Origin of the sequence: Providencia sp. wls1922, from assembly GCF_009706505.1 — a bacterium.
Classification (GTDB): domain Bacteria; phylum Pseudomonadota; class Gammaproteobacteria; order Enterobacterales; family Enterobacteriaceae; genus Providencia; species Providencia lanzhouensis.
In genome coordinates this window covers 25,776-39,114 of record NZ_WLUG01000119.1, presented here as the reverse complement: position 1 = coordinate 39,114, position 13,339 = coordinate 25,776, and the positions used below count along the sequence as shown (strand labels likewise).

The window sequence follows — 13,339 nt, the reverse complement described above, 5'->3', positions numbered from 1 at the left end:
CCAATAAGTTATTTAACAAATAACGACTGTCTTTTATCGATATATTTAAAAAATATGTATTGTCCTAAATAACGCAAAGGAATACCTATGTTATTACATATAATACTTGAAGCCCTAAGCCCCATCATACTCGGTCTTGCCGTAGGGTGGTTATCGGGTAAATATGGCTTCGTGAAACGGGAATATTCGCAAGCGTTTGCTGACTTTGTTGTCAAAATCGCCTTACCATTCGCATTATTCCTTGCTGCCGTTCAAGCCCCACCTTCAGTTTTACTGAATGTTGATTACTTGATAGCGCTCGCAGTCGGGTTAATTGCATCCTATGTCATTGGTTTTGTAGTCGGTAAAGTATTTTTCCGCCACAATAAAACCGATGCTGCGATGCAAGCATTGTCTGTTTCATTCCCGGATATGGCGTACTGTGGACCACCTGTTTTACTGGCAACTGTCGGTTCATCCGGCTTAATTGCCATGGTTCTCGGTAACTTAATTTATACCGTCATCATAATTCCATTTACCTTATTGATGATCAGTGGATCAGCGAATGGTAACGGTATTCTGAAATCTGTCGGTAAAGCCGTTATTCAACCATTAGTTTTCCTGCCTGTTTTAGGGGCAATTCTGGCAATTTGTGGCGTAAAATTACCTGAAATTCTACAAAACTCAGTCAATGAACTCGGGAAAACGGCAGGTGGTGTGGCTCTCTTCTTCCTCGGTTTATTGCTTTCAGGTATTAAACTCACAATCAATAAAGAAATTATCTTTAACGTTTTTGTGAAAAACTTTGTACAGGCGGCGCTTATTCTTGGAACCGGCCTCGCATTAGGATTACAAAGTGATTTATTAAAAGCGGCATTTATTATCGGTGTGTTACCGACGGCAACAGCTGTACCAGCGTTAGCTATCAGTAATAAAGCCTATACTGAAACCTCTGCGGGAACCGTATTACTCAGTACCATTGCGGCATTGATTTCAATTATTGGCGGGATCACCATCGTCGAAATGCTGTAATGCATCTTTGATATATCACATGGCGGGGTTCGCTCCGCCCTTTCCATCAGCTTAACTCCCCCTCTCCAAACTCAATAAAACGCCGTTTTATTCGCCAAAAAATTACCAAGTTGATCGCAAAAAACGTATCATAGGCGCGATAATTTTTTAGTCCTAGGAATCACACCAAAATGAAAATTAGCGATGAACTCGCGTCTGCTATCGCATCAGTGACGGAAGTTGCCGCCATTGCCGCGTTTGAATGGGTAGGGAAACAAGATAAGAATGCAGCGGATAACGCTGCAGTTGAAGCCATGCGAAATCGACTTAATGAGATTGATTTTCATGGAAAAATCGTAATTGGCGAAGGGGAAATTGACGAAGCCCCAATGCTGTATATTGGTGAACAAGTCGGCAAGCAATCTAGCGAACATCATTTAGATATCGCAGTCGACCCCATTGATGGCACCCGTATGGTGGCATGTAATGAGCACAATGCGATTGCCGTTTTGGCGGCAGCCCCAACAGGAACATTACTGCAAGCCCCCGATATGTATATGGAGAAAATGGTCGTCGGCGCAGCAGCAAAAGATGCCGTTCACCTAAAAAATCCATTAGAGAAGAACCTCGAATTTCTCTCTGCCGCATTGGATAAACCCATTTCCATGCTCAACATTGCCATTCTCGATAAACCTCGCCACCAGCACATTATTAAAACCATCCGTAATTTTGGCGCTAATGTCATCACTATCCCTGATGGCGATGTTCTGGCATCACTACTGACAATCTTACCTGAGCACCCTATTGATATGATGTATGGTATCGGCGGTGCACCAGAAGGCATTATTAGTGCAGCCATTGCCCGCGCATTAGGTGGCGACATGCAAGCACGCCTTGTTCCACGTAACAAAACCAAAGAAGACACCGAACAAAATAAACTGTTAGCGGCGCAAGAAGCCATTCGTTGCCAACAGATGGGCATCGAAATTGGGGAAATTTTAACGTTGGATATGATGGTGAATACGTCCGATGTAATTTTCTCGGCAACTGCTATCACCCCAACAGTACTGATGAATGGTATCTCGAATGATCTGCATAGCCGCAGCGCGAGCACCATTTTAGTCAACGGCAATAACCGCTCCATGAAGTTAATTAGTAATCGCTATTTTAAATAGCGGATGCTTTGAATAATCATGCATTAAAAAAGGGCGATATTTTTATCGCCCTTTTCAATTTTATCACTGATAGAACAAATTAATGCTGTTCTTGCGTCATACGGTTTAATAACGGCGCGGTAAATACCATCACAATAGCAATTGCACCCGTTACCAGACCAATCTTCATAAAGACATCACTGTAGACAGCCAGTGATTCAACTTTGCTGGTGATCTCACCTTGAGGCGCTGCTGCCATAGAAGCAACATAACCCGCGATAAATGCCGCTGCAGAGTTAGTTAAGAACCATGCGCCCATGATAAAGCCCATCAGACGTTGTGGAACTAACTGTGCCACCATCGCCAGACCCAAACCTGAAATCATCAGCTCACCGATACTTTGGAAACCGTAGCAGATAACCAACCATTGAACAGAAACAATACCCGCTTCGTTCGCAAATTTTGCCCCTAATGGCAGTACTAAGAACGCCGCTGAACACAGTAACATCCCGATAGCGAATTTATGTGGCATCGGTAAGTTATCGCCCATTTTGTTATAGATTGCCGCCAAAATTGGGCTACCAATCATAATCCATAATGGGTTTAAGGCTTGATACTGAGCAGGCTCAATCGCAAAACCGAAAACTTCGTGCTCTACGTTATGCAGTGCGAAGAAGTTCAGTGAGGTTGGCATTTGGCTATACAGTACGAAGAAAACAATTGCTTCGAGCATCAGGATCAATGCGACCACCATACGGCGACGAGCAATACCTTTAAGTGCCATCATCTCTTTGATAAAGATAACTAAAATACCCAGAGAAATCACCGCCAGTGCCGCACGTGCAATACCTAAGTTGTGCAGTAACCAGTTTGAAATCGCAATCAGTGCAACCACACCGACGATAGTCATCAGTAATTTGGAGATAACAACAGGTGCAAAGTCCGGTTTTGAACCGTGGTCTGCGACCCATTTTTTGCACATGTAGAAGTTAATTAAGGTGATGATCAGACCCACTACGCTGAGGGAGAATGCGACATCCCAACCGTAATGTTTGGCTAACCATGGCGTTGCCAGCATTGAGAAGAATGAACCAATGTTAACGGACATATAGTACATGGTGAATGCACCGTCCAAACGTGGGTCATTTTTGTCATAACAGGTAGATAATAATGATGATGGGTTCGCTTTAAACAGACCGTTACCTACCGCGATGGTAGCTAGACCGAGGTAAACCATCGACACATCATGCCCAGAGTAGGCAACGAAGGCATAACCGACAATCAACACTACCGTCCCAAGGACAATCGCGCGCTTAGTCCCTAAAACTTTATCCCCTAACCAACCACCGATAGCAACGAAGCCATAAACCAGTGCAGAGAATGCCGCGAACAGCGTGATAGATTCCGCTTCCGACATGCCAAGCACTTGGCTGAGATAAATTGGGAGGATCCCCTGAAGACCGTAGTAACCAAAACGTTCCCAGAGTTCGATAGAAAAGATGAGATAGAATGAACGAGGTTGCTTAAACGCGTTAAGACTGACTTCCTCTTTGTTATTTGTTGTGGACACAAGTTACCTCTAATACAACCTGTACGTATGCAAAAAAACCACGGGACGCTGTCTGCACCCTCGCATTGTTATGGTCTCAAGAATTCAAGCTTTAGAAGATTCACTTTTGGTAGGAGGAGTATCAATCCCTGACCTCAAAACAAACAAAACTGTGTGTAAATATTGTTTATGAATCGCGAACATAAAATTCAATGAGTTAAAGCATATTTGATTATTTATTCAGCATTACAGCGAATATATGCCAATCCAAACAGAATAATCAATTAAGCAATATATGCTATTTATGCACCAAAACTAAAGAATTAGCTAGTGTTAATTACTACATCTATGGATCGTTATCGTGATTAACTTCAATTTTTTAAAAAATCATGAAATTATTATCGCCCATTAAATAATCACTTGTTCACTATATGTTAAGCATATTGTTCTATCTTTAATCATTTTACTCGCAGAGTAACACCCTATACACACTACAAACATACCGCGCGGCACCCTGCGGATATTTCGCCTTCGTGATAATAAAAACTGAATAGAAAATGAATTTAGATAGGTGATTATTTATTGATGTCACTATTACGTGTTTATTTATCGAACGAAATAGCGGAGTGAAATAAAAATAAAGCGGTATTTGCAAGAAGAGTCATATTTTATGCAAAAAAAAAGCCCAGCGACTAAAACTGGGCATAATGCATTCTATTAAGGATCGTACTACTAATTCAAACTACACGATATAGATGCATTATTGCATTACTTCATGTAAAGAAATGAATGTTGAGGGTAAATATATGAATGTTTACACAAGCAAACAGTGATATATATGTAATTAAGACCCTTGATAGACTTAAAAGGTTCATCTTTTTTTTAATTATTTTTAATCTTTTTTATAACATCATGATTTATCTTCGTTTAATGCGTAAAAATAATTTTCAGAATAGCAAGAATGGCAATTGCACCGCTAACAGCAACCCGTTAACCTATCCACTAGGAATAAATGGCTAAAATTCATCCCAAGGAAGCTCAGTGAAACAGTTTATCTTCCCCTTCATTATCTTTTGCTCGCTTTTTATTAACATGAGCCATGCTAAAACTGTCGCCCCTGTTGCACCTTCTTCAATTGTGGATGAAAAAACACTCACGCAATTAGCCGATAGCGGGCAAGCTGAAGCTCAGTTTAATTTAGCGATGTTTTATCAATCTCATGGTCAGTTAGATAAAGCCGCCTATTGGTATAAACTTTCTGCCAGTCAAAATTTTACCAAGGCACAAATCAACCTCGCCCTGATGTACCAGCAAGGGGCTGGCATCGGTAAAAATCCCAAAGAGATGTTGCTTTGGATGGAAGCGGCAGCCAACGCAGGCGACCCTATTGGTCAAATGAATATGGCGGAATATACTCTAGAAGGTATTCCAAACCTGTTAGAGAAAAATCCACAACAAGCATTAAGCTGGCTAGAAAAAGCCGCAGCACAACAGTTACCCGCAGCGCAGCTAACTTTAGCTTATTGGTATGAAAAAGGCGTAATCGGAGATAAAGATCCCCAAAAAGCCAATCAAATCTACCTCGCACTGGCTGAGAAAAATCAGCCACAAGCGCTCTATTTATTAGGTTATCAAGCAGCAACGGGGATGTATGACAAAGTCAATTACCCCGCTGCGTTTCAGTATTTTACGCGCTCTGCGGAATTAGGTTTCTCTCCCGCACAAAATAGCTTAGGTATGCTCTACTTAGCAGGGCAAGGCACCAAACGCGATACCGCTTCCGCCATTAAGTGGTTAACCCAAGCCGCTCAGCAAGGGGAAGTGTCCGCCCAATTTAATTTAGCGTTAATTTATGCTCGAGGTGATGGCATCACCGCTGACCAAGCTAAAGCCTGCCAGTGGTTTATCAAGGCCGCCAACCAACGCAGCCGCGATGCACAGTATGCCAGCGGAGCGTGCTATCAATATGGAATGAGCGTATCGCAAGATGATACGAAAGCCTTATATTGGTATCGGCTCGCCGCGAAACAAGGCGACGAGCGCGCCCAAAAGAAAGTGATGATTATGGAAAATGAGTTACAGAATTCGGGGACAGGGAAATAGCCCTAAGATTATCTGCATGAAATAGCTAGAATGTCCGAACGCTCAAATTCCAAGTGCGGCAACTATCGCCGCTTCCATTTTTTCAGGGGTCGTAAACGGAGCGAAACGCTTTAGCGGTTTACCATCGCGTCCAATCAGGAATTTGGTGAAATTCCACATAATCCGGCCACCCAACAGCCCCGGCAACTCACTTTTTAGATAACGAAATACTGGGTGCGCTGCACTTCCATTGACGTCTATTTTCTCGAACATCGGAAAGCTCACACCGTAATTAATGTAACAGGTTTGCTCGATTTCCTCTGCGCCGCCAGGTTCCTGTTTCCCGAATTGGTTGCAAGGAAAGCCAAGCACCACCAAACCCTGATCTGAATATTTTTTGTAGAGTGCTTCAAGACCTTCGTATTGCGGTGTAAAACCACAATGGCTAGCTGTATTTACAACTAAAACCACCTTACCCGCGTAGTCCGCCATAGAAATGCGCTGCCCACCAAGGCTCGTTGCTGTTAGTTGATAAAAGTGGGTCATCGTAACGTCCTCAAAGATCAAATATTATGAAATAAGTGAATATGCGATTGATTCTACTTCTTTAATGTTTCCAAATGACCGCATTCTTAACGCAAGGTTCCACTTACTCAATATATGTGCATTACACACCAACTGTTCTCGAGCCTGAACGCCTTTACTGTCGAGGCGGCCGCTATCATTCAACCATTTAGCAACGTCTGACCAATCCCAAAGTGGTGATTGACCACTAATACGTTGGATAGGACAAGGGAAATCACCTTTACCTCGTGAGCCGTCTTTTAGTAAAGCAATGGCTTGGCGAGTTAAACCGGAAAGTTGGGCAATATCACTCAAACCAACTAGAGCCGAGTCCACCGACTCAACGACAGCCCCAATACCTGCCGTTTCAATGTCATTAATCGCTGATTTGATTGCTAAATCTAAACTTTTCGCTTCTCTGTCAAATTCTAAATACACTGAACTACCGTAGTAGCAAATTAGCGCATCATCACAACCGTTGGTATACAGAGCACCCGCAAGTCCCTCTGTCTCCATTTGAACACCTGATAACGTTAGGGTGAAATTGTAGAGTTCCATTCCGCTCTCCTCATCAAAAAGGCGGTTACCCGCCTTGCCTTAAACAACCGGATCAACCCTTAGGTTTCCTCGGGGTACAGCGGTCAACCATTCTACGGATTTGCTTTGCGTGCACTTCCGGATTTTTGGGTGTGCTGTTTACGCTCATCGCGTGAGTTCGTCCATGATCAGCATTTCCACATTTAACAGTACAGAAAGGATGCCCCGTCGCGTCTTCAACGATCCAGCCCTTTTCCTCTGCATAACGGAGAGCCTCACGTACTTCTTTGTTAGGGTGCTTTTTGCTCATCAGCCTCCTGGTGCGCTAATAATATACAAATCGTTGACACACGTCAACGCCATGAATAGTGTTGACGTATGAACATTCCCATACCGCGTATTTACTATCACACTGTACTGGTACGAAAATATCATAATGAGACTTATTCTCATTAAAAACTTCTGCAATTATTTCTTTTGAAACCAATGAGTAGTGCTGAGTAATACAATTGAAGGCTTATACTTGAGAAAAATGATGAGATGGGGTTGATGGCACTGAACCTATGAAAAGAGCCTTTTTATAGGCTCCAAATATGTCTGGAAAGCATATACAATATTCCTCGCTGTGACTTAAAGCCGAAAACAAAACTTCCGCTCCTCAAACATCAGCGGCTCACCATCTTCAAGTAATTGGCGAATACTTGGCCCTAGTAGATCTTGCTCACCATCGAGCGGTGTCGGTAAGGTTCCTTGAAAACGCAATTTATTGGCGCTGACTTTTTCCAATATTTGGCGGTCTTGACGGAGGATCACGCGGAATAACTTGCTCAATACATAACGTTTAATGACTGCCGGAAGCTTGCCCTGCCGAGTCGCTATTCGTGCAAATAGGCGTAACTGCTCATTTCCACAAGGTACTAACCAAGCGCTAACCAGCAGATTGAGCTCGTCACTACGGTCACGGTACTCAATTTCTGCCAGACACGGCAGACGAAAACGCCCCATACTGACACCGCGGTCACGTTCAAACAATCGAGAAATAAATCCTGACTGTTTGCCCTCTTCGCTATACACGGCTTCGACGCCATCAGCCAGAGGGCGAACTCGGACGCTGATTTGTTGCCGTTGCCGGTCGTGACGGATCCAGCCAGAGTGAACAAAATGGGTGTGAAAACCATCGAGAAAATTCTCTGCGGCGTCTTGCAGCGAACACTGCACTTCATCGGTGATCCAAAATGTATCGACTCTCTGCGAGTTATCGGAAGGAGCAACTGGCGGGATCTGCGGACGCTCCATGCTCAGGCTAATCCAAACTAGCCCGTGAGCTTCGCAACAAGGAAAACTCTCAAGCAGCGGCTTACTTCCCGCCGCAAGTTCAGTACCAGGCACTCGCGTACAACGCCCATCGGCAGAAAACTGCCAGCCATGATAAGGACATTCAATCAGCCCATCACAAACTTTTCCCGCGCTCAATGGTGCAAAACGATGCGGACAACGATCGGGTAGCGCAGCAGCATGCCCGTCATTGTCGCGAAACAGCACCACCGGAGTGTCATGTAGCTGGCAAGCCACCGGTTGGTTTCGCAATTTGTCGCTGATAGCCACAGGCCACCATTGATGTTCAAACGGTTTCACAGTTTTAGCTTCCTCATCATCGGCACACCGATACCATGTAACAGAGCACTCAGCACCTTCCATACAAGGCGTCGTCCCCAAGATAAATGGGCGACGTAGACTAGGCTGTATTCGATCTGCGGCTCACCACCCCGCAAGCGCTTGAACTCAGCCGCGCCAGAGCTAAAGTTCAGCACCTGACGACGCTCAGCCGCTTCTTGCAAGCACAAACGAGTCAATTGTCGATACAGCCCAAGCCGTTGGGGTAACGCGGTGTCATAACCCACTATTGGCGTGCTGATCACAGTGGAAGATGAAAACCAACCCAATGCGCCGTCAATACGCCCTTCTGCGTTACGTAAAGCGCGGATTTCTAGCCAACCCTCACGCTGTCCCTGCTGCATCCATTGCGCACTATAATGGGGATTCAGTGTGCAATATTTATCCAAATAAAGCAGGTTATAAAGATGCTCTATTCTTTTGAAATCGTCATCATTCAATTCGTTACCAGGTACGACGGTATATGGGCTGCGCCGCAATAAAGTGGCATCCAGCCGAGTATTGTGGTGTTTGAGAAACGGCGCTTGCTCCCCTGCCCGACCATCAAATAAGTAAACTTGTCGGCTAGGTATACACAAGTATCCGTGATTTTGTAGGCTTTGGCGCAATGCACGATTACTGAAATCATTAAGCGAACGAAAACCAATTCCATGCTCAGGAAAGTTTTGCCTCAGCAGTGCCGTGATTGCCGGTAATTCAGTAACATCCCAATCATCTGGATAAAGATTGGTCGATAGTAACCAGTTGTTTACCTGCACCAATTTGTTGACCTTACCCGCATTTAGTAAGCGTTCGACAGCTTGAGTCAGCAGCTTCAACGGCCAAGTCAGATAGGGGTGACCAAGGCGTTTGATTTCCTCGCGGGCATAACCACTGTAGGCTGTTTGGGGGGACACCACATAGCAGTTGTCGTCGGGTTCATTGCCGTCCGTGATACTGACCGGAAATTGCTGCGTCCTCGTATCGAGCAACACCATTTTCGTGCTGACATTACCTATCAAGCACTCGCTGGCACAAGCACGCACATAGCACCGAGCCAAGCTATCATTCGAGCTAGCGTTCTCACTAACGATTTGATCTTCGAACAATAATCTCATGGCGTACGCTCATCTAGTGGCTGACCATTCCATTCAATATCTGCCGTAGATGCCGTTAATAATCCACAGCGTCGAGATACCGCCCGAGCAACAATTTCCGTGAGGCTTCCGACTTGTGTTATCAACGGCCACCAGTCACCTTTTTGCACGATAACATCGCGAGCGGCGGCATAATCACGCCAGAGCGTCGGGCTAAGGGCTCGTCGTGGTGCGGCAAATAACAGCATCGCCAATGCGATCATTCGAGGCTCTAATGTCGGTTCAAGGATCTGCTCGGATGGGTGACTCAAGCTATTCACTAGTAACCGTCGCTGGTTGTCGAACAAGTGCACACCACTGGTCGCTCTTGGGTTGCACTCCAGCACATGGAAACAACCATTTTTGTCTTGAATAAAATCGAACCCTACCTGTCCGTTATAGCCGGTCTCTCGTCCAAAATACTCAATAAATTGTCGTACCTGTTCTGGTGCACTCGGTTGGAAATAGATCCCTGAGCCACGGCCCACTCGATAGCGTGGGTGATAACAGCTGTGGGCGCGTAGATCACCATCAACCAAGACACTAAAACTGCAAAACTCCCGTCCTTTGATAAATCGCTGCGCTACCCAAGGCTCAGTCTGAGTGGGCTGTATTTTATTTAGCTGTTGGGCTGATGGACGGATCAAGGTTTGTGAGGCAAAGCGCGAATACGCAGGTTTGAATACCCAGCTTGCAGCATCGCCCGCGAAGGCGAGTAATGCTTGGCTGTCTGTCAGTAAATGGGTTTCAGGAGCGGCTAAAGACCAGCCGTTCGTCATGGCTGCAAAATCCCCTTTATGATGCAAACGATGCAACAGTGGAAAGTCACTGGTTAACACCCGACACAACGGCTGCAAGCGTTCAAGACCGTAGGCCAAATAAAACACTTCTTCGCAAGTGGGTAGCAGTAGGTCGATATGTTGATTTTCGATCGCCGCCGCAAGGGCTTCAACCCAAACTATCGGGTTCTGTCGAGGTTCAGGTAAGCGGATATAATGTTGCACGGAGCAACTAAAACAGCTCAGCGGCTGGCTGAGCGAATCACCGACGCTGACAGTCCATCCTGCCTCATTAAACGCTCGCGCCCATTCTAGACAGGCCGGCGCACGAGCGCCAAGGATCAGTACGTTCATAACAACCTTTTGGGAAATTGACGCAAACACCTTCACGCAGACTTCAATCGTCTACCTACGGCAACTAATGACTACCCCGATATATCCGCTGGGGGCGCCCTACTTTGCCGTATTCAATTTCCGCTTCAATCTTACGTTGGGCTAAACAATACTCTAAATAACGGCGGGCGGTAGTGCGGCTTAATTTTATGGTTTCTGCAATCGACTCTGCCGTATATTCCGCATCGGGTACTGCAAATAACGCGAGCACTTTATCAAGCGTAATAGCATCAATCCCGGTCGGTAGCTCTTCTTTGCTCTCACCACGGGCATAGGTATTAAACATGTCATCAATCTGGCTTTGATTGGTTTTATTGGCGCCCTGCAAAACCGATTTACGCTGAATATAGCGATCTAACGTTTGCCCTAAACGCTCATAAGCTATCGGCTTAACCAAATAATCAAATACTCCTAGACGAATCGCCTCAGAGACTGTCTCCATATCACTAGCGGCGGTGGTGAATACAATATCCGCACTATTGCGCTCCTGAAGTAGTTCATGAACTAAATCAATTCCTTTCCCGTCAGGTAAATAGTTATCCAACAGAATCAAGTCAGGCTTCATGTACTCAATCATTTTTCTTGCTTCCGCAAGATTGCCCGCAAGCCAGACTTTATCACAAGCAGGATAAGCTTTAATGTACTCCGCGTGCATCTCCGCAAGGAGCAGTTCATCTTCGACAATGAGGATTTTTATCTTAGCCATTTTGCGTCTTCACTTTCGGTATAAAAATAGAGAATACAGTACCATACGGTTGATTATCTTCAATGATCACCGCCCCATTACATCGATTGACATAGGAGGCCACCAAAAATAGCCCTATGCCATGTCCATCGACAGCATCCGTTTTTGTTGTTGTTCCGCGTTCAAACCATTTATCTTGCAGCTCAAGGGGAAAACCACATCCTTGATCAGCAACTTCAATCACAATCTCATTATTTTCATCTGAGATATACAGTTCTACCTGCTTATTACCCGCTTCGTTCTTTAAACTTGCCTCAAAGGCATTATCTAATAAATTTCCTAATACAGCACAGAGTTCCGTGCTATTTAATGAGTTAGGTAATTCACGGAGTTGGCAACCCGGCACAAAAATAAGCTGTAATCCTAATTCTCGCGCACGGTGATATTTACCAAATAACAACCCAGCCACTTGTTTATCTGCAAATTGCTCTCGCAGTGAATCTATTAATTGTTGCCGAGATTCCGATTCCCCCTTAATTAACGCCAAGGCTTGGTCGTACTCTTTCATTTGCAGCAAACCACTTAAAGTAGAAATCCAATTTAAATGTTCGTGGCGCAATGTACGCAAATTATCCACATATTGGCGAACTTGAGAAAGCTGCGCATTTAAGGATTCAATATCATTTTGGCTACGGAAGCTGATCACCGCTCCCGCCAGCAACTCACCATCCATAATGGCAACTCGGCTGGCTATCACATTCAACCCATTGAACTCGCAAACTATATCATGATGGTTTTTCGCGATTTCTTTCGTGAAAAAGCCTGCGGGAGAAACATACTCAGAAACCGGTTTACCGATTAACTGTTTAGCTGACTCACTCAGCGCCAACATTTTTCTAGCATTATGGTTGATATTGATAATTTTCCCATAACGGTCGACGGCAATAATGCCTTCAAACACCGCATCAAAAATCCCCTTTTGCACCAACACTAATTGGGTTATTTCTTCAGGTTCCATGCCAAGCATTTGCCGCTGAATTAATCGGGCGAATGCCCAAGATAGAAATAGCAAAATTACCAACACCCCTAAAAATGTTGCTGACGTTTGCACAAACACTTCAGCTAATGAGGTATCTATTTTGGTGGTGAGATAACCAATGGAAACAACGCCAATGACTTTACCGTTTTCATCAAAGATAGGTGTTTTTGCACGTACTGCATTCCCCATGGAGCCTTCGCCTTTAATAAAATAGCTTTCACCATTTTCTAGCGCCCCCGGTTTATTCCATTGCATTGGGTAGCCAATCTTTTCGCTATTTGGATGATATAAACGAACGGAATGTTCATCACCAATAACGACATAGTCATAACTGGAATCTTGATTGAGCTTATCGGCAATAACTTTTAGCTTAGGAATATCTTTATCTTTTACAGTACTGACGATGCCATCCAATGAAGCGATCATTTTGGCTTGGCTCATGGCGAGTACGCGAATGTTCGCCATCATGCGGTTTTCTGTGGTATCCGTAAAATATTTGCCTAATCCAAGCGTCAATAACACTGAAGCTAGTAACAATAGAAGAAAGACTCTTCCTGAGAATGAAAAAATATTCCCTTTTTTAAATGGGATCTGTGAAAACTCTGTTTTCATCTCGTCTCTCTATAACTCGCTAAAAAGTAAAATTATTGTTACACGCAAAAATACCAATAATGAAGATAAAAGATAACGTAGTCCGCTTAGTAATGCACATAATATTAATTAAACACATTAAAACCACTGAGTAAAGTTCATAACTCGTAATTAAAAACATTAAAAC

The 13,339-nt window shown here is 44.4% G+C and carries 11 protein-coding genes; 3 read left to right on the top strand and 8 right to left on the bottom strand.

What is annotated here, in order from left to right:
* The first annotated feature begins 87 nt into the window (after positions 1-87).
* On the top strand, positions 88-1,011 hold the full coding sequence (locus tag GKR71_RS19325; RefSeq protein WP_108479043.1) for an AEC family transporter: 924 nt from the start codon (positions 88-90) through the stop codon (positions 1,009-1,011).
* A gap of 176 nt (positions 1,012-1,187) precedes the next feature.
* Positions 1,188-2,165: a class II fructose-bisphosphatase gene (gene glpX / locus GKR71_RS19320; protein WP_230085127.1), complete on the top strand. Its 978-nt coding sequence runs from the start codon at positions 1,188-1,190 to the stop codon at positions 2,163-2,165.
* A 79-nt stretch (positions 2,166-2,244) separates the two neighbouring features.
* Here glpX and dtpA read toward each other — a convergent pair whose 3' ends face one another.
* Positions 2,245-3,714: a dipeptide/tripeptide permease DtpA gene (gene dtpA / locus GKR71_RS19315; RefSeq protein WP_108479045.1), complete on the bottom strand. Its 1,470-nt coding sequence runs from the start codon at positions 3,712-3,714 to the stop codon at positions 2,245-2,247.
* Positions 3,715-4,734: 1,020 nt separating this feature from the next.
* Here dtpA and GKR71_RS19310 point away from each other — a divergent pair.
* Positions 4,735-5,796: a tetratricopeptide repeat protein gene (locus GKR71_RS19310; RefSeq protein ID WP_230085123.1), complete on the top strand. Its 1,062-nt coding sequence runs from the start codon at positions 4,735-4,737 to the stop codon at positions 5,794-5,796.
* A 42-nt stretch (positions 5,797-5,838) separates the two neighbouring features.
* Here GKR71_RS19310 and GKR71_RS19305 read toward each other — a convergent pair whose 3' ends face one another.
* The 7 genes from GKR71_RS19305 to dpiB form a co-directional block, all read right to left on the bottom strand.
* Positions 5,839-6,321, bottom strand: coding sequence for a glutathione peroxidase (locus tag GKR71_RS19305; protein WP_154610140.1), 483 nt, complete (start codon positions 6,319-6,321; stop codon positions 5,839-5,841).
* Positions 6,322-6,345: 24 nt separating this feature from the next.
* A complete protein-coding gene (locus GKR71_RS19300; protein WP_036951284.1) occupies positions 6,346-6,897 on the bottom strand; it encodes a helix-turn-helix transcriptional regulator in 552 nt (183 codons plus the stop codon).
* A 609-nt stretch (positions 6,898-7,506) separates the two neighbouring features.
* Positions 7,507-8,511 carry a Rieske 2Fe-2S domain-containing protein gene (locus tag GKR71_RS20245; protein WP_195848400.1) on the bottom strand — a complete coding sequence of 335 codons (1,005 nt, stop codon included), beginning with the start codon at positions 8,509-8,511 and terminating at the stop codon, positions 7,507-7,509.
* Positions 8,508-9,647, bottom strand: a complete 1,140-nt coding sequence (locus GKR71_RS19290) for a GNAT family N-acetyltransferase (protein ID WP_108479049.1) — start codon at positions 9,645-9,647, stop codon at positions 8,508-8,510. The genes GKR71_RS20245 and GKR71_RS19290 overlap by 4 nt, the downstream gene beginning before the upstream one ends.
* Positions 9,644-10,798 (bottom strand): ATP-grasp domain-containing protein, encoded by a 1,155-nt coding sequence (locus GKR71_RS19285; RefSeq protein WP_154634740.1) that lies wholly within the window; start codon positions 10,796-10,798, stop codon positions 9,644-9,646. The genes GKR71_RS19290 and GKR71_RS19285 overlap by 4 nt, the downstream gene beginning before the upstream one ends.
* A gap of 64 nt (positions 10,799-10,862) precedes the next feature.
* Positions 10,863-11,543 carry a two-component response regulator DpiA gene (dpiA, locus tag GKR71_RS19280; protein WP_036951294.1) on the bottom strand — a complete coding sequence of 227 codons (681 nt, stop codon included), beginning with the start codon at positions 11,541-11,543 and terminating at the stop codon, positions 10,863-10,865.
* Positions 11,536-13,173, bottom strand: coding sequence for a sensor histidine kinase DpiB (dpiB, locus tag GKR71_RS19275; protein ID WP_108479051.1), 1,638 nt, complete (start codon positions 13,171-13,173; stop codon positions 11,536-11,538). The genes dpiA and dpiB overlap by 8 nt, the downstream gene beginning before the upstream one ends.
* Between the last annotated feature and the right edge of the window lie 166 nt (positions 13,174-13,339).